The sequence below is a fragment of the Chloroflexus aurantiacus J-10-fl genome, assembly GCF_000018865.1.
In the GTDB taxonomy this organism is placed as follows: Bacteria; Chloroflexota; Chloroflexia; order Chloroflexales; family Chloroflexaceae; genus Chloroflexus; species Chloroflexus aurantiacus.
This window is the reverse complement of sequence record NC_010175.1, coordinates 517,591-538,374: the sequence shown is the minus strand read 5'-3', so window position 1 is coordinate 538,374 and position 20,784 is coordinate 517,591. Positions and strand designations below refer to the sequence as shown.

Here is a 20,784-nt window from a genome sequence, read left to right as displayed (position 1 = left end):
CTCTTCTCTCCAGGCGCTGCAAGCTATGATGCCGCATCCATTGCCAGCGCAGTTGTAATCTCCTGCCGGGTCAGGCCCTTGAATTCCTGCACCGAAATACCGCGCAAAATGCCGATAGCCAGCACCATCAGCAGAGCTTCCAACCCGAACACCAGTCCATAACCAACCGATGGCGTGACCAGACCACCTTCGATCATCACCGTATGGCCAAGACCACTGATCACATTGGCAAACCCATTGCCGAGGCCTTGTGCCATACCCCACATCCCCATATACAGACCGGTCTGCCCTTCGACGGTCATCTCCATCATCATCGCTAGTGCGCCGACGTTGAAGAGACCGATGCCCAACCCCATAATGAGCAGTGCCGGGCTGATAATCTCGCGGTGCAGGGTAAGAGCCGAAATCATCAACATTGCCAGCCCACCGGCTACCCCCAGGCCACCGAGAGTAGCGATAGTCTTCTTCTGGATGGGGAAGATGCTGGAGAGAATACCAATGCCGAGCATACCGAGCAATGCACCGGCACCCCAGGCCTGCTGGAATGCAGCCGTGTCTTTTTGCGGCATGCCGAACACCTCAGCCCCGAACGGTTCGAGGATTGCATCTTGCAGGAAGATACCGAGAATTGCCAGCAGTACGAAGGCGAAAAAGCCACGCACCTGGGGATTCCGCTTCATCAGACCGGTCGCAACTCGCCACGTCTCCAGCGGCCCGGCTTCGCCCTTCTCAGGAGCCTGCTCCAGCAGCTTGCGATGCTCTTCCTTCGAGATCGGCTTCTCCAGCCCGATCACACCCAGCAACACGGTGACCGTCACGATAATTGGGGTCAGGTTATAAAGCTGCTGCATAGCCTCCGGTGAGTAGACCGGCATAATCACGCGCGAGATACCAGCCGAGACGATACCGCTGATAATCACCGTGGCCCAGATAAAGGCGACGACGGCCCCGCGCTCTTTCGGTGTGGTGACCTCGGCAATGAGCGCATTCGACGAGCTACCGTTCATTGCCATCAGCACACCGAACAAAAAGATGAGGGCGAAGGCTTCAATAGTTGCAATAATGGAACGCTCACCCAGGCCAACCGCAATACTTGGCAAGGCGAGGAAGATAAGGGCAGCGCCTACGTTCGACAGAATAACGTAAGGTGTGCGGCGTAAACCGAAGATCGGATAACGGTCGGTGAATCGCCCCCAGTACACCTGAAAGAACGAGATGAAGTGGTGCAGACCAATCAGGGTGGTAACAATCACTGCCATTGCGCCGAGGTCTGAAATTGACACCCGGTTGAAGTTGAACGTGAGCAGGGCAAACATCCATCCGGCGCCTACCCGCATCAGCGAGAGGCGAAAGGTCTTGACGGCGAAACGGAGCAGACCCATTGCGCACACCTTTCTAGTTCTTTGTCAAAGGCGAACCAACGTGTAGCACAGAGTTTGCACTACATTTTTTCAGGGCGTCTTACCCATTGCTTCTGGCAGACTCGGCGACCCTTCCTGGATATTTTGAGGCGTTCGGGATGTTTCGTTCAGCGTGAGTATAGCATATAGAACAGACATATGCAATATTTGCAAAATTTGTGCAATCGCTTGTCAACCTCAAAAATTTGCATATATGTCTTAAATAATGGTATAGAGTGGGTTGATTGTATTGATTTTCTCTTTATGATGCGGTGTCAGATGACTGAAACTTCAATTGACAATGTATGATTGTCAATTGCATAGTACATGGAAGTATTGCAATAAGTAATTGATGGCCGGCATGGTTATGAATTCTCTACCTGAAACGCCTGATTTTTGCACAGGGTGACAATACCTGTAGAGTTCCCCTGGGAGCGCACGCCTCCGGCGCGTACTGACCGAGATACCTGGGAGCGCACGCCTCCGGCGCGTACTGACCGAGATACCTGGGAGCGCACGCCTCCAGCGCGCACCGACCGAGATACCTGGGAACGCGCGCCTCCGGCGTGCACCGACCGAGATACCTGGGAGCGCACGCCTCCGGCGCACACCGACTGAATTCCCCTGGAAACGCGCACCTCCAGCGCGCACCGACCGAGATACCTGGGAGCGCACGCCTCCGGCGCGCACCGACTGAGATACCTGGGAGCGCACGCCTCCAGCGCGCACCGACTGAGATACCTGGGAGCGCACGCCTCCAGCGCGCACCGACTGAGATACCTGGGAGCGCACGCCTCCAGCGCGCACCGACTGAGATACCTGGGAGCGCGCGCCTCCGGCGCGTACTGACCGAGATACCTGGGAACGCGCGCCTCCGGCGTGCACCGACCGAGATACCTGGGAGCGCACGCCTCCGGCGCACACCGACTGAATTCCCCTGGAAACGCGCACCTCCAGCGCGCACCGACCGAGATACCTGGGAGCGCACGCCTCCGGCGCACACCGACCGAGATACCTGGGAACGCGCATCTCCAGTGCGCACCGACCGAGATACCTGGGAGCGCACGCCTCCGGCGCGCACCGACTGAGATACCTGGGAGCGCGCGCCTCCGGCGCGTACCGACTGAGATACCTGGGAGCGCACGCCTCCGGCGCACACCGACCGAGATACCTGGGAACGCGCGCCTCCAGCGCGCACCGCCCGAGATACCTGGGAACGCACGCCTCCGGCACGCATCAACCCTGTGATTGTTTTGAGCACGAATGGGCAGAACCAGCGTTTCCGCTCTGCACACTGCGGCAGCCACGCTGCCGCGCCAGCCGCGCTGCTGATCAGACGCGGGTTGTAGCGGTTTTCCTGCTGGTCACGGGGATGACGGTGTGCAGAGCACGTCTGTCAAGCTCAACTGAATGCGATTGATCGGTGGTGCGGATCGTCGAGCTGGCTTCCAGCCTGCCCCGACGTGGCCCAGGCGATGGACAAGCGTGGGCGGGAGTCTACCCCTGGAGCGAGCTATTCCATCACCAGGCTGAAGAACACTGGTGGGTGACATCAGCAGTGATGCACGGCAAAGACTGAAGATAAATTGCCTCTGTGCCCTCCGTGCCTCTGTGGTGATACTCCATCCAGGCTACCAGATACAAACCGTTTTCCCCACAAAAGAGAGACGCTGTGCTTCAGACCACATCAAATGGTAATGCTCTGGTTCGTGCTGCCGATATACTTCGTTACGGCTTTTCGGTCGCACTTCGGTGTTGCCGGGTCATGCACGTATTATTACTTGAGGTTGAACCTATGTTGCGCCAGAACATCGTTGCCGCTCGTCGCACGCTGCTTAGCCTGTTGCTGATCCTTACCGTGGTGTTGGCAGGGCTGCGCCCGGATGTCGCTTTGGCTAATGCCACGACTGATGTAACGCTCAGTACCAATTTTCCCGTTGTTAACAGCGGTGACTGGTCGGTCATCAATGTTGACTATAGCTGTTCGAGTGTGCTGAACACACCCTGTGAGAATGCCACGGTGACGGTGGTGTTGCCGCCAACCCTGGCCGGTGGTGTCGGTGACGTGCAGGCGCTGGGTGCCGGAACGTCGCCGTCGTACAACCCTGCCACCCGTACCGTCACCTGGACGTTCAATGCACCATTAGCCGCCGGTGACAGTGGTCGGCTGGAATTACGGGTGCGTTTCCCTGCCGGCAGCACGCCCGATGGTACTACGGCTACGCTCCGGGCCGAGATGCGCTCGACAACCGCGCCACCCGATCTCTCGAACCCGCTGACGATAACCGCCCGTGCTGAACCGAACGCGGTCGCCACCAAGACCTTTGTCTCCGGTGGTGCTCCTGATGTGCCAACAACCTATCAACTTCAGGTATGTATCCCCAATAACGGTTCTGGTGCATTGAACCTGACTAATGTCCAGATTACCGATACTCTGCCGACCGGCGTTACGTTTGTCAGTGCTTCCGATGGTGGTACCTTCAACGGTGCCACCAACACCGTTACCTGGCCGCCGACCAGTCTGACAGTGCCGGGTAGCCTGTGTGCAACGCGCACGGTGACGGTGATCTTTCCGTCTGCTACCTTCACCGTCGGCACGGAAGTGCGGAACGTGATGGATGTGACAGCCCAGGCCGGTTCGGTGACGATCACGCTTACCGATGACGATGTGCGCCGAATCCAACCGCCCACGCCCGGTTATGGTTTCACCAAGAATGGCCCTACCACGGCATTGGTTGGCGATACGGTGACCTACACCTTCAACACGATCAATACGGGTACTACGCCATTAAATGATGTCGTGGTGACCGATCCGGTACCACCAGAGTTGCAGGTGACCCGGATAACCGCTGCCGGTGGCAATATTGCCGGGGTACGGGTTGAGCTGGAGTACACTACGAATCTCAATCCTACCTTCACTGCTGTACCCGGAAGCCCATTCACGACCACAAGCTGTGTGAATATCGCGCCCAATACCGGTGGTGGCTGTACGACTCTGACGCTGGGGGCAGGTGAGCAGATTACGGCGATCCGCTGGCGCTACCTCGATCCATTGCCGTTTGGTTTTAGTGCAACTGGACATAACTTCAGTGCTGTGGTCACTGCCAGTCCGATCAACGGGGTGGTCGTTAATCAGGCTACCAGTACCTTTACCTACAATGGGTTTACAGCGACTCGTACCGATGAGGCACGCACGCGCATCATCGAACCGGGTGCTCGCGCCGAAGTCGCCAAGTCGGTGAGTCCGGCGGTGGCGTATGCGGGTGATACCGTCATCTATACGATTACGCTGGCGAATACCGCAGTTGGTAGTCCGGCTGCCGCTCTGATCAATCCGATGCTGGCCGATCTGCTGGTGCCGGCTCTGATCTATGTGCCGGGGAGTGCAACGGTCGTTTCTCGTCCGGCGGGTGCCCCCGATCCGGTACTCGAAGTGATCGAGGATTTTAATGGTACCGGTCGTACTTTGCTGCGCTGGCGCTGGGATAGCTACAGTCTGCCGCCGAATGCGTCGTTTACGTTAAGATTCGAGGCCCGGATCGATCCGGCAACTCAGGCCGGTACCATCAACAATACGGCATCGCTGGCCAGTTTTGCCAATCCTGCCGGTGAAATCTTTATTGATCGGTGCAGTCAGCAAAACCCCGATAGCAACGATTTTGATGGCGATGGCAATATTACCGAGCTGCTCTGTTCATCATCAATTACCAGCCTGAGCCTGGCGGCGGCTGCGAATGCCAGTTCGGCGAAGTGGGTGCTCGGTCAGCTCGATACTGAGTGGACGCGCGATCCCGATACCGGTTTGACCACACCCGGTGGCATGGCTGACTATCGACTCATTATCACCAATACCAATTCAGTGCCGTTGACCAATCTGGTGCTCATCGATATTCTGCCGTGGGTCGGTGATGTCGGTGTCGTCCGCTTCAACGATCCGCGTGATAGCCAGTGGCAACCCTATCTGGCCGGCCCGATTGTGGTGCCCGACGGCGCAACCGTCTATTACAGCACGACCAACAACCCCTGCCGTAATCCCGATCTCGGTCTCACCGATGCGAATGGTGATCCAATTGATGCACCGGGGTGTGTCGATCCTCAGTGGTCAACTGTGCTACCATCGGACATAACGACCGTGCGGTCGGTGCGGATTGATTTCGGCAGTCGTGTACTCTATCCGCAAGACTCAATTGTCATCACCTGGCCGATGCGCGCACCGCTGGGCGGTACGCCGGGCGAGATTGCCTGGAATACGTTCGGCTATCGCGCTTTTGACATCAATGGGAATCCGTTGCTGGCGGCTGAACCGCCACGGGTGGGTATTGAGCGAGGGCCGGTTATTCCGCCATCGTATGGGAACTACGTCTGGCTGGACGCGAATCTGAATGGTGTGCAGGACACCGGCGAGGTCGGGGTCAACGGGGCACGGATTGACTTCTACCAGGATTCCGACGGCGTTGCCGGGCCGAGCACTGGTGATCGCTGGGTAGGCTTTACCATCTCTGGCCCGGATAATGATGGAAACCCCGGTTATTATCTCTTCTCTGATCCCACAGACATTCCACCCGGTGATTACTATATTCGCGTCACTCCTCCGGCTGGATACAGCTTGACCACTCCTGATCAGGGTGGCGATGATAGCCGCGATTCAGATATTAACCTGACAACGCGCTATAGCGCAGTGACAACCCTTATCTCCGGTGAAAATGATGACACCTGGGATGTCGGTTTGATCAACGACACGGCAGTCGGGAATTATGTCTGGATTGATCGCAACGGCAACGGTGTGCAAGACGAGCCGTCTGGCGATGGTGTGAATGGGATTACGGTACGGCTCTACACAGCGAGTGGTACGTTGGTTGATACAACTGTCACGGCTGACGACCTGCTCGGTAATCCCGGCTACTATCTCTTCAGTGGCTTAAGCGCCGGCAATTATTACGTTGAGTTTGTATTGCCTGCCGGTCTGAACTTTACGACTGCCGATAGTGGCAGTAATGATCAACTCGACTCTGATGCGAATCCGACGACTGGACGTACAGATGTCTTTACCCTGGTGACCAATCAGTTCGACCGTAGCCGCGATGCCGGTTTGCTCGTGCCGGCGGGTACGCTCGCGTTGGGCAATCGGGTCTGGCATGACCGCGATAATGATGGTCGCTACGAGCCTTTGAACGGTGAAGCCGGCATCAACGGGGTTCGTCTGAGTCTCTTCCGTGATGTCAACAGCAATGGTCAGCCCGATGCCGGTGAGTATGTCGGTAGCTCAACCACGGCAACAGTTAGCGGTGAAGCCGGTTATTATCAGTTCACGAATCTGGTGGCCGGCGACTATATTGTGGTGATTGACGATGACAACTTTGCACCGGGTGGCGCTCTCTTCGGCATGCGTTCGAGCAGTGGGAATGATCCGGCCCCTGATCCCGATACCAATGTCGATCACGATGACAATGGTGCGCTGTTTGGTGCAACCGTTCGCTCACAGCCGATTACCCTCACGATCAACGGCGAGCCGACCGATGATGGCGATGGTACCAACGGTAACCAGACCCTCGATTTTGGTTTTGTGAATGGCGCTGCACTCGGTGATCGGGTCTGGTTTGATACGAATAGCAATGGTATCCAGGATGCCGGTGAACCAGGGGTTGCCGGTGTGACGGTTGAGCTACTCGATGGCAGTGGCAATCCTATTGATAGCGATCCGACAACATCCGGTGTGCAACCAACCATCACGGTGACCGATGGCGTCGGTCGGTACGGCTTCAGCGGGTTGGCTGCCGGTACCTATCAGGTGCGCTTCAGCAATCTGCCTGCCGGATACAGCTTCACGACTGCCGATCAGGGTGCGAATAATGATCTGGACAGTGACGTTAACAATGCCGGTTTGACGCCGGTCATTACGCTTGCTGCAAACCAGACCGATCTGAGCTGGGATGCCGGTCTGGTCGCGACACCGGCCAGTCTGGGTGATCGGGTCTGGAATGATCTTGATTACGACGGTATTCAGGACGCCGGCGAGCCGGGTGTGAGTGGGGTGCAGGTACAGCTCTATCGGCCCGGTTACGATAACGTGGCGGGTACTACCGACGATGAGCTGGTTGCTACCACAACGACTGACAGCAATGGCAATTATGGCTTCACCAATCTGCCGCCCGGTCGCTACTTTGTCGCGTTTGGGTCGCCACCAGCCGGTTTTGCCGTATCGCCTACCGATCAGGGCAGCGATGATACAGTTGACAGCGATGCCGATCTCACCACCCGTCGCACCGCTATCATTGAGCTGACGCCGGGTGAGAACGATCCCAACTGGGATATGGGGCTGTTTGTCTTCGCATCCATCGGTGATCGCGTCTGGAGTGATACCAATAACAATGGTATTCAGGACACCGGTGAGCCGGGTGTAGGTGGGGTGCAGGTTCGGCTCTACCGTCCGGGCAGCAGTGTACCGGTAGCCACCACCACCACGAATAGCAGTGGCTTCTACAGCTTTACCAATCTGATCCCTGCCGACTACTACGTGGAGTTCAGCCTGCCTGGCGGTTATCGGGCCAGTCCACAGAATCAGGGGAGCGATGATACGCTTGACAGCGATGCCGATCCCATTACACGCCAGACGGCAACTACGACCCTCGATCCAGGCGAGAATGATCCAACCTGGGACTTCGGTATTGTGCCGACGGCCAGTATCGGTGATCGGGTCTGGCTCGATCTGAATGCCAACGGTATTCAAGATGCGAGTGAAACAACCGGTGTTCCGGGGGTGCAGGTTGTGCTTTACGACAGCGCAGGCAACCCGCTCAATACCACGGTGACCGATGTTGATGGCTTCTACCGCTTTGAGAACTTGCTTGCTGGCGACTATTACCTGCGGTTTGTGGTACCGGCCAGCTTTATCATCAGCCCCCAGGATCAGGGCGGGAATGATAATGCCGACTCCGATGCCGATCCGACGACGTTCCTGACCGTAGCGACGACGTTGAGCGCCGGTGAGAACGATCTGCGCTGGGATCTCGGCCTCTATCAGTTGGCCAGTATCGGTGATCGGGTCTGGCACGATATAAATGGCAATGGCCGTCAGGATGGTGGCGAGCCGGGAGTAGCCAACGTGCCGGTAGAGTTGTACCAGCCGGGCAATGATGGACAGGCCGGCACAGCCGATGATGTGCTGGTTGCTTCAGCCACAACCGATGGCATCGGCGAATACCTCTTCAGTAATCTCCAACCCGGACGGTATTTCGTCGCCTTCGGTGCGGCTTCCGGTTACAGCCTGCTCAGCCCGCGCGATGCCGTGGTTGCCACCGACGAGACCGACAGCGATGTTGATGCCAACCGGCGCACGCCAATTGTCGAACTGCTCTCCAGCACATCCAACCGCACGCTGGATATGGGTGTGTTGAACCCGGCCAGCCTGGGTAATCGGGTCTGGTTTGATGCCGATGTTGACGGAGTGCAAGACCCAGGCGAGAGTGGTGTAAGCGGAGTGACCGTGCGGCTCTTTGCGCTCGACGGGACACTGGTTGCTACGCAGACGACCGATGCCAATGGCGAATATCTCTTCACCAATCTGTCACCCGGCGAATACTATGTCGTCTTCAGCAATCTACCGGCCAATCGATCATTTACCCGCGTCGATCAGGGTGGTGACGATACTGCTGATAGCGATGCCAATCCGCTCGATGGGCGCACAGGAATTGTGCGTTTGAATTCGGGCGATGCGAATCTCACCGTTGATGCCGGTATCTTCGAGACCATCACCGTCGGTGATCGCGTCTGGCTTGATCGTGATGCCGATGGGGTACAGGATATTGATGAAACCACCGGTATCCCTGGGGTGCGCGTCGAATTGCTGCGTGATAGCGATGGCACCGTACTCGATTACACCTTCACCGATAGCAATGGTCTCTACCAGTTCACCAATCTCTTCCCTGGGACGTACCGTATTCGCTTTAGCGAGATTCCAACCGGTTATCTGCGCAGTCCACAAGACCAGGGTAGCGATGATCAGCTCGATAGTGATGCCAACAGTAGTTTCGAGACGGCACCGTTCACGCCGGTTTCGGGTAACAATCCGCAATACGATTTAGGTCTGTATCAACCGGCTGAAATCGGCAATTTTGTCTGGGAAGATCGCAATGGGAACGGTCGCCAGGATGCCGGTGAGCCGGTACTGGCGAATGTGACCGTGACCCTAAACGGTACCACCGGTGCAGGTGACCCCGTCTCGTTGACGACACAAACCGATAGCAACGGCATTTATCTGTTCGCCAATCTCGTGCCCGGTACCTACACGGTGAGTGTCAGCGCACCGGCCGGGTATGTTTTTACTGCTGCCAATCAGGGTGATGATACAGGTGACTCTGATACCAACGCATCAGGCGTCATGGCTACAACCACGCTCGAATCGGGTGAGAGCGATCTGAGCTGGGATGCCGGTCTCTACCGTCCCGCCAGCATCGGCAACTTTGTCTGGCGCGATACCAACGGCAATGGCGTGCAGGATAGTGGTGAGAGTGGGATTGATGGTGTAACCGTAACTCTCACCGGTACGACCGGCAGTGGTAGCCCGGTGAGCCTGACGATCACGACAGGCGGCGGTGGTATCTACAGCTTCACCAATCTGGCACCGGGGAGCTATCAGATAACGGTTACTGCGCCAACCGGCGAACGGTTCACGTATCGCGATATTACGGCGACCGAGGTGGCCGGCGCAACGGACAACAACGATAGCGATGCCGATAACGCCGGCGCAATGATCGCCACTACCCTCGATTCGGGTGAAAGCGATCTGAGTTGGGATGCCGGCCTGGTGATTCCGGCCAGTTTGGGTGATTTCGTCTGGGAAGACCTGGATGGTGATGGCGTCCAGGAGACAGGTGAGCCAGGCTTTGCGAATGTCACCGTTGAGTTGATCGGTGCCGGACGTGACCGTACCTTCGGAACTGCCGACGATACACTGGCAACAACGACCACCAATGGGAGCAGTGGCTACGGCTTTACCGATCTGCAACCCGGTCTCTATCGTGTGCGCTTCACTCGCCCGAACGGATATGGCTTCACGGTTGGGGATGCCACGGCAGCAACCGACGCCACCGATTCGGACGTGCCGACAGGAACTGCGGCAACGGCTACGACAACAACCATTGATCTCGAATCTGGTGAGAATGATCCGACCTGGGACGCCGGTCTCTACCAGCTCCTCTCGTTGGGCAACCGGGTTTGGGAAGATACCGATAACAACGGTCAGATCAACGGCAGCGAGACCGGGATCAATGGCGTGACCGTGCGCCTCTACCGTGACCTCAATGGTGATGGTGATGTCAGTGATAGCGGTGAAACGACGCCGGTTGCTACTACGACAACCGCAAATGGTGGTTACTATCTCTTCAGCGGTCTGGTGCAGGGTAACTACCTGGTAGAAGTCGTTCTGCCGGCAGGCTATGTGTCGAGCACGGGTACGAACGGCAGTGCGACCGGGGCTTATGAACCGGCACCTGACGCCGATACCAACACTACCGACAGCGATGATAACGGTACCCGCAGCGGCGGTGTTGTGCGCAGCACCATTGTGCGGCTGGCCCCCAATAGTGAACCAACCGCCGAGAGCGATCCGTTGCCGGGCAGCATCACCGATCCGGCGCGTAACGAAAACAGCAATCTGACGGTTGACTTCGGCCTTTTCCGTCCGGCAAGCATCGGTAATCTGGTCTGGTTCGACCGCGATGCCGACGGTGTGCAGGATGGTGGTGATGAGACAGGCATCGGTGGCGTGACGGTACGGCTCTACGATGCCAGCAACACGCTCATTGCGACCACAACCACGGCTGCTGATGGCAGTTACGGATTTGATTATCTCATTCCTGGCAACTACTATCTCGTCTTTGACCTGCCGACCGACTATGTCCGTAGTCCGCAGGATCAAGGTGGCAATGATACCGCCGATAGCGATCCTGATCGCACCAGCGGTCAGACCATCGTGACAAACCTGGTCGCCGGCGAGAGTGATCTAAGCTGGGATGCTGGTTTGTACCAGCGAGTGAACCTGGGCAATCAGGTCTGGAACGACGTCAACAATAACGGTCTGCTCGATAGTGGCGAGAGTGGCATTGATGGGGTGGTTGTCGATCTCTACTACGACGCAGATCGAAACGGGATCATTGACGGTAGTGAAGAAACCCCAATTGCCACAACGACCTCTGCCGGTGGTGGCTTCTACAACTTCACCGATCTCGATCCGGGGAATTATCTGGTTGAGATTCCGGCCAGTAATTTCGCAGGTGGCACTGCGCTTGGGCCGAGTGGTAATCAGCCGGCCTTCCGTTCCAGCACCGGCACCAACGGCTCTGCGACCGGTCCTTACGAGGCAGCACCTGATCCTGACAACAACGTTGATAACGATGACAACGGTACCACCGATGGCAGTGGGGCTGTTCGCTCGGCCTTGATCACCCTGCGCTCACAAGATGAGCCAACAGGCGATGGCGATGGCAATAACGGCAATCTGACCGTTGACTTCGGCTTCTTCCGCCCGCTGACGCTGGGCAATCTGGTCTGGCACGATGTGAACAACAACGGCCAACGCGATAGCGGCGAGGCCGGGATTGATGGTGTAACCGTCCAGCTCTACCGTGATACGAATGCGAACGGTAGCTACGATGCCGGCACCGATACGCTGGTTGCGACCACCACGACCGGTGGTGGTGGAGACTATCGCTTCACCGACCTTGTCCCCGGCGATTATCTGGTGGTCATTCCGGCAAGCAATTTTGGTACCGGTGGCGCACTGCGCTTCTACCGCAGCAGTGATAATGGCAATGCGACCGATACTGCTAACGATCCCGATGGCGATATCGATAACGATGATAACGGGATCGGGCCAAATGTGGGTGTAGTGACCGGTGCGGCGACGGATCTGGTACGCAGCACCGCAGTCACCCTTGGTCTTGACGGTGAACCAACCGGTGAAGATGGCGATAGCAATACCAATTTGACCGTCGATTTCGGCTTCTACAGCCTGACCATCGGTAACCGGGTCTGGATCGATCTCAATAACAACGGTGTCTTTGATGCTGGAGATATCAATGGTGGCTATGCTAATGGTAGAACGGTAAACTTGCTCTACGATGCTAATAATGACGGTGTAATCAGTGGCAGTGAAACAACTGCGGTCGCCACCATCACAACCAGCAACGGTGGACGTTACCTGTTTGGTGGTCTGCGCGATGGTGGTAATTACGCCGTAGAAGTTGTCTCGGATGCAAGTAACGTCTCAAGTACTGGGGTCAATGGTAGTGCCAGTGGTCCCTACGAACCGGGACTTGATCCTGATAGCAGCACGGTGGATAACGATGATAACGGTACTGCGACCGGCAATAATGAGCGTAGTCCGGTCTTCACCGTGCGTGTCGGCTTAATGCCTACCGGCGAACCGGATGCAGTGATGCCGGCTGGAGTAACCAATCCGGCTGCTGATGCCAACAGCAATCTCACGATTGACTTCGGCCTGTTTGATGATGCCCGGATTGGCGATCAGGTCTGGCTCGATGTCAATGGGAATGGAATACGCGAAACGGGCGAAACAACCTATATTGCGGGTGTTACGATCACCATCTACAATGCCACAACCGGTCAGCCGCTTGACGGTGATCCAAACACGCCCGGCATCCAGCCTATTACGCGCACGTCGGTAGCAGCCGCGACCAGCTACCTCTTCGACCGTCTAATTGCTGGTACCTACTACCTGGCCTTTAGCGACATACCGGCGCAGTACGCAATCAGTCCGCTGGGTCAGGGTGGTGATAATACCGTCGACTCGGATGTTGATCCATCCTCGCTGCGAACTGCCAACATCGTGCTCACGAACAATAACGATTTGAGCTGGGATTTGGGATTGTACCCCCGCCTGACGTTGGGGAGTCTGGTCTGGTACGACAGCAACGATAACGGTCTGGTTGATGGAGGTGAGAGTGGGATCAGTGGTGTTCAGGTTGATCTCTACCGCGATAGCAACAATAACGGTCAACCTGATGCGGGTGAGTTTGTGGCATCAACCACAACTGATGCAACCGGTAACTACTCCTTTACCGGTTTAGAGCAGGGGAACTACATCGTCGTCATCCCGGATAGCAATTTTGCCATTGGACAACCGCTCTACCGCCATCGCTCGAGCACCGGCAGCAATGGTGCTGCGACCGGGCCGTATGAACCGGCTGGTGATCCGGACAACAACAGTGACAACGATGATAACGGTACCGACACCAGTAACGGTGTGGTCAGCGGGGTCATCTCGCTCAATCCGTCGGTCGAGCCAACCACTGATGGTGATGGTGCGAACGGCAATCTGACGCTCGATTTCGGTTTCTTCGAGCCACTCACGCTGGGCAATCTGGTCTGGCACGATGTGAACAACAACGGCCAACGCGATAGCGGCGAGGCCGGGATTGATGGTGTGCGCATCGAACTCTACCTGGACAGCAACGGCAATAACCAGGTTGATGCAGGTGAATTTGTTGCATTCACTACAACAGCGAGTGGCGGTCTCTACACCTTCAGCGATTTGATTGAGGGGAACTACATTGTGCGCATTCCGGCCAGCCAGTTTGGTGCTGGTCAGCCGCTGGCCGGTTTTGTGTCGAGCACCGGTACCAATGGATCGGCTACCGGCTCCTACGAACCGGCCCCCGATCCCGATAGCAACATCGACAACGATGACAACGGTACTACCAGTGGTAGCGGCAACGTTGACAGCGCACCGGTCACGCTCGCACGCAGTACTGAACCAACCACTGACGGCGATGGCGATAACGGCAATCTGACGGTTGATTTCGGCTTCTTCCGTCATGCCCGCCTTGGTGATCGGGTCTGGCACGATCAGGATGCCGATGGTATTCAGGATACCGGCGAATCGGGCATCGGTGGGGTAAGTGTGCAGTTGTTCAGTGCCGGCCCTGACAATGCTATTGGCGGTGGCGACGATGCACTGGTGGCGACAACCAGCACTGATGGGAGTGGGGTGTATGGCTTCAGCCATCTTCTGCCCGGCAATTACTACCTGATCTTCGCCCAACCCACCGGGTACAGCGATGTCAGTCCGCAAGATCAGGGCAGCGATAACGCTGCTGACAGCGATGTTGACCCGGTAACCCGCCAGACGCCGCTGATCACGCTCGCTGCGGGTGATAATGACCCGTCCTGGGATATGGGGGTCTTCAACCGCGTCAGCATCGGCAACTTCGTGTGGGAAGACACGGATGGGGATGGAGTGCAGGATAGTGGCGAGCCAGGTGTGGCGAATGTCACTGTGCTGTTGAATGGCACGACCGGCGCTGGTACGGTTGTGAACCTGACCACTACCACCGACAGCAATGGCTTCTACCGGTTTAACAACCTCGCACCGGGCACGTATACGGTGACAGTGCAATTGCCGACTGGGTATGCCTTTACTGCCGCCAACCAGGGTAGTGACGATGGACTCGACTCGGACGCCGATCCGACGACCGGTGCGATGAGCGCTACCGTGCTAACGTCGGGCGAAGTCGATCTGACCTGGGACGCCGGTCTCTACCGTCCGGCCAGTGTTGGTGATCGGGTCTGGCTCGACTCCAACGGCAACGGGTTGCAAGATACTGGCGAGTCGGGCATTCAGAGTGTTGCTGTCGCAATCTACAGTGTTGGACCGGATGGTGTTATCGGTGGTGGTGATGATGTCTTCGTCGCGGCGACATCCACTGACAGCAGTGGTAATTACAGCTTCAGCGGCTTAAGACCGGGGAGCTATTACCTGCTCTTCAACCTGCCGGCCGGTTACAACATCAGCCCACAGGATCAGGGCAGCGACAACACTATCGATAGCGATGTGAATCCGATCTCACGGCAGACGACGGTTATCACGCTCGCGTCGGGTGATAATGATCCGACCTGGGATATGGGTCTCTACCAGCCGGCCAGCGTTGGCAACGTCGTCTGGCACGATGTCAACGGCAATGGCGTGCAGGATACGGGTGAGAGCGGGATCGGCAACGTGACGGTCACGCTCTACCGGGCCGATGGCTCAATGGTCGGTTCGACCACGACGGCGGCAGACGGCTCGTACAGCTTCACCAACCTGCCGCCCGGTGAGTACTACCTGGTCTTCAGCAACCTGCCGTCTGGCTACGTCTTCACCGCTGCCGATCAGGGTGGTGATGACGCGGCGGACTCGGATGCCAGCCAAAGCACCGGTCAAACCGCCACCTTCACCCTGGTCAGCGGGCAGGTTGATGAACGCTGGGATGCCGGGGCGTATCAGCCGGCCAGCATCGGCAACTTCGTCTGGGAAGATACCGATGGCGACGGGGTACAGGATGGCACAGAGTCGGGTGTGGCGAACGTCACCGTGCGGTTGAACGGGACGACCGGCGCTGGTGCCGCTGTGACCCTGACCGCTATCACTGACAGCGATGGCTTCTACCGGTTTGACAACCTCGCACCGGGCACGTACACAGTGATGGTGCAGGCATCGGCTGGGTATGCTGTTACTGCCACCGACCAGGGTGGTGACGATGCCCGCGACTCGGACGCTGACCCGAATACTGGCGTTATGAGCGCCACGGAGCTGGAGTCGGGTGAGGTCGACCTGACCTGGGATGCCGGTCTTTACCGACCGGCCAGCATCGGTGACCGGGTCTGGCGCGATACCAACGGCAATGGTATCCAGGATAGCGGTGAGCCGGGTGTGGCGAACGTCACCGTGCAGTTGAGCGGTACGACCGGTGCTGGCGCGGTTGTGGCCCAAACCACCACGACCGATGGCGATGGTCTCTACCGCTTTACCAACCTCGCACCGGGCACGTACACGATTACGGTCACCGCACCGGCAGGCGATGGCTTTACTGCTGCTGATCAGGGTGGTGATGACAGCCGCGACTCTGATGCAAATAGCAGTGGCGTGATGTCGGCCACGACGCTTGTCTCCGGCGAGGAGGACGTAAGCTGGGACGCCGGCCTCTTCGGTGCAGCCAGCATCGGCAACTTCGTGTGGGAAGACATCAACGGGAACGGCGTGCAGGATGCGGGTGAGCCAGGTATTGAAGGCGTCGAGGTGCAACTGACGGGTACCACCGGTATCGGGACGGTGGTGAACCTGACCACGACTACTGACAGCGATGGCTTCTACCGGTTTGACAACCTTGCACCGGGCACGTACACAGTGGCGGTGCAGTCGCCGGGTGGGTATGTCTTCACTACTGACAACCAGGGCAGTGACGATGCCCGCGACTCCGACGCCAATCCAGCTACCGGTGAGATGAGCGCCACAGTGCTAGAGTCGGGCGAAGTTGACCTGATCTGGGACGCCGGTCTCTACCGGCCAGCCAGCATCGGCAACTTCGTGTGGGAAGACACGGATGGCGACGGCGTGCAGGATACGGGTGAGAGCGGGATCGGCAACGTGACGGTCACGCTCTACCGGGCCGATGGCTCGCCGGTCGGTTCGACCACGACGGCGGCAGACGGCTCGTACAGCTTCACCAACCTGCCGCCCGGTGAGTACTACCTGGTCTTCAGCAACCTGCCGTCCGGCTACGTCTTCACCGCTGCCGATCAGGGTGGGGATGACGCGGCGGACTCGGATGCCAGCCAAAGCACCGGTCAAACCACCACCTTCACCCTGGTCAGCGGGCAGGTTGATGAGCGCTGGGATGCGGGGGTGTATCAGTTAACCAGCGTGGGTGATCTCGTCTGGCTTGATCGCAACGGCAACGGCGTGCAGGATGTGGGTGAGAGCGGAATTGAGAACGTGACGGTTACGCTCTACCGGGCCGATGGCTCAACGGTCGGTTCGACCACGACGGCGGCAGACGGCTCGTACAGCTTCACCAACTTGCCGCCCGGTGAGTATCGCTTGCGCTTCACGGACATTCCGTCTGGGTTGACATTCAGTCCGGCAGATAGCAGCGGTGATGACACCACTGATAGCGATGTGACCGCAACCAACGGTGAGACAGATGTCTTCGCCCTGCTCAGTGGTCAGTCCGATACAAACCGTGATGCCGGTGTTTACCCGCTGCTCAGTCTGGGCAATCTGGTTTGGGAAGATACCAACAACAATGGGGTTGTTGATAGTGGCGAGAGCGGTGTTGGTGGTGTGCAAGTCCGCCTCTACCGCGATAGTAACAGCAACGGGACGTGGGATGCATCTGATCAAGAGGTGGCATCCACCGTCACCGATGGCAATGGGGTGTATCGCTTCACCAATCTGCCCCAGGGTGACTACATTGTCGTGTTACCGGGCCGGCAATTTGAGGCCGACTCGCCGTGGTTCAACTATCGCAGCAGTACCGGCGCACGTTCGCTGAGCGGTGGGCCGTATGAGCCGGGCGTAGCGGCGAACGGTGATCTCGATAATGACGACAATGGCACGCGGCAGAGCGATGTTGACTCCAGCTTCAACATCGTGAGTAGCCTGATCACGCTCCGACCTGATGGCGAACCAGATACGGCGGTTGATGGTGATGACCGCAACAGCAACCTGACGGTCGATTTCGGTATCTTCCGTCCGGCAACGGTTGGCGATCTGGTCTGGAATGATTTGAACGGGAACGGCATCTATGAGAGCACCGAACCGGGCGTTGCCAACGTTCTGGTCACGCTCTACGACGTCGGGGATGATGGTATTGCCGGTACGTCCGACGATGTAATGGTCGCAACCCAGCGTACAGACGACGACGGCTTCTACCTGTTCGAGAATGTGCCGCCGGGTGATTACTACCTGGTCTTCAGTGATCTGTCAGGTGGTGCTCGCTTCACCTATCCGGATCGAGGTGGTGATGATGCATCAGACTCGGATGCTGATCCAGGAAATGGGGCTACCACCACCTTCACCCTGCAGAGCGGCAGCGAGAACCTGGACTGGGATACCGGTCTCATACTGCCGGCCAGCATCGGGAATCTGGTATGGGAAGATCGTAACGGTAACGGGGTGCAGGATGGTGGCGAATCAGGGATCGCAGGCGTCACCGTGCGGCTGACCGGTACGGATAGCGATGGCAATAGCGTAGATGTGTCGGTCGTAACGGATATTGATGGTGTGTACCGGTTCGAGAACTTGCTGCCGGGGAACTATACGATCACGGTAGCTCCACCCGCCGGTTACGTCTTCACTGCCGCCGATCAGGGCAGCAACGACGCGCTCGACTCGGATGCTGACCCGAACACCGGTGCGATGAACGCTACGGTGCTGGAGTCGGGCGAAGTCGATCTGAGCTGGGACGCCGGTCTCTATCGTCCGGCCAGCATCGGCAACTTCGTCTGGGAAGACACCGATGGCGACGGGGTACAGGACGGCACAGAGTCGGGAGTGGCGAATGTTACCGTGTTGTTGAACGGCACGACCGGCGCTGGTACAGTGGTGAACCTGACCGCTACTACCGACAGCAATGGCTTCTACCGGTTTGACGATCTCGCGCCGGGCACGTACACGGTGACGGTGCAGGTGCCGGCTGGGTATGTCGTCACTGTTGCCAACCAGGGTAGCAACAACGCACTCGACTCTGATGCTGACCCGGATACCGGTGCGATGAACGCCACTGTGCTGGAGTCAGGTGAGGTTGACCTGACCTGGGACGCCGGTATCTTCCTGCCGGCTACGTTGGGTAATCGGGTCTGGCATGACATCAATGCGAATGGGATTGCCGATTCGGGAGAGACCGGCGTAAGTGGCATTACGGTCAGTCTCTACCGGGCTGATGGTACGCTAGTGCAGACGGTCGTGACTGACAGCAATGGTGCGTATCTATTCACCAATCTGCCGCCGGGTGACTACTACCTGACGTTCAGTTTGCCGAACGGATGGGTGTTTAGCCCGTCGGGCCAGGGTGGTGATAGCGGTCGCGACAGTGATGTCGATCCAGATACCCAGCGCACGCAGGTCTTCACGCTCGGTTATGGGCAGACCGATCTGAGCTGGTGGGCTGGCATTCACCAGCCGGCACCGCCAACGGCAATCACGCTCCTCAGCTTCACCGCTGAGCGTCAGGCGAATGGCGTATTACTGCGTTGGGTCACGGGTAGCGAGCGTGATACGCTTGGTTTCCTGCTGCTGCGGAGCAGCACCGGAAATCGCGCTGATGCAACACCCATTCTGAGCACACCAATCCCGGCCCAGGGCAGTGCTGGTAGTGGGGCGAGCTATCAGTGGTTTGATCGCACAGCACAGCCCAACGTGAGCTACCACTACTGGCTGGTCGAAGTAGAAGTCGACGGTGACCGCCACGAGTTTATGCTGAGCAGTCCGGCAGTGCAGTTTACCTATCGGGTACTGGTGCCAATTATTCAGCGCTAGCCGGTAGCCTTGCCGGCATTGTTCGTTGGAACCAAATGCCTTGCCGCACAATGGCGTGGGGCGAGGCATTTGGTTTTTGGGTGTCAGGCGAGGAAATGTCTGCGGAGTACGTATAGTGCAAATCTGATACCATCCAATGCGTAGTACACGATCCAGGGCATATTCCTTTCGCCATCCCCTCGTTTGTTGTATCCCGCGTATGGCAATGTGAGCGGGCATATGCACCGTCCGTAGGGGCGGGTTCAAAACCCGCCCCTACGGAACCCGCCCATCTGTATTGTGGCAGAGATCTCCACGGATTGCGTCTTTTCATTACCAATATGTTGCCAGGTAGTCAGTATGATGCATCGGTCATGTCATAGGCCAGCAGGGATCAACCTGACCGCACCCGGTAGGGGCGCACGGCCGTGCGCCCCTACCAATGCCGGTACGGGATGCTACCGTTATCCACAGGATGACAATCGTAGCCGACTGGCAGCCGGTGATACCTGATCAGGGTGCAGCAGCGCCCATGACGGGGATGAGCGCCTGCCTGGAAAGCGTCTGGTCCTGCCCTACCTGGCAAGCCATCCCCGTCTGTCACCACTGTGTCATTCTGACTACCCTCGTTGATCCTTGTAGTAATGGGCGTATAACTGGATAGCTTCGGCATCACGATAGGGCTGGTGCCATGCGGTGGTGCCAGGGGGAGCGCACGCTGGGATAGTCCCTGATGAAGAGCGCAGCGGGTGACTACAGGATTGTGGGTAATGAAAGGCCCCCGCTGAGATCGGGAACCGGCGGTACCGGGCAGCAATGCCCAGATTCGTCAGATTTGCCGGTATGACCGTTCAGCGCAATATATGGGCACGTACCCAACGTTTACATCGAAACATAGCCTGTGGGCTGGGGTGCAGAGGAAGATCATCCGGCGGCTTAACCAATGTCTGGTGGTTGCAAGATGTGCTTCTCCTGCCACGGAAGGCAAGCGTTTTTCAGGCAATTTTTTGACTATCAAGCAAAAAGTCATGACAAAACAGGTTCAATATGTTATAATAGGCAAAACAAATTGAAATCTATCCTTATTAGCAA

2 protein-coding genes are annotated in these 20,784 nt (G+C 57.6%); one reads left to right on the top strand and one right to left on the bottom strand.

Going from position 1 to position 20,784, the window contains the following annotated elements:
* Positions 1-23: 23 nt before the first annotated feature.
* Positions 24-1,382, bottom strand: coding sequence for a BCD family MFS transporter (locus tag CAUR_RS02100; RefSeq protein ID WP_012256319.1), 1,359 nt, complete (start codon positions 1,380-1,382; stop codon positions 24-26).
* Between the two features lie 1,690 nt (positions 1,383-3,072).
* On the opposite strand from CAUR_RS02100, the gene CAUR_RS21700 reads away from it, so the two are divergent.
* On the top strand, positions 3,073-19,713 hold the full coding sequence (locus tag CAUR_RS21700; protein WP_278043625.1) for an SdrD B-like domain-containing protein: 16,641 nt from the start codon (positions 3,073-3,075) through the stop codon (positions 19,711-19,713).
* Positions 19,714-20,784: the final 1,071 nt, after the last annotated feature.

Bases quoted from the DNA above. Each gene is read 5' to 3' on its own strand.
- CAUR_RS02100 (WP_012256319.1), bottom strand. From the start codon at position 1,382: ATGGGTCTGCTCCGTTTCGCCGTCAAGACCTTTCGCCTCTCGCTGATG.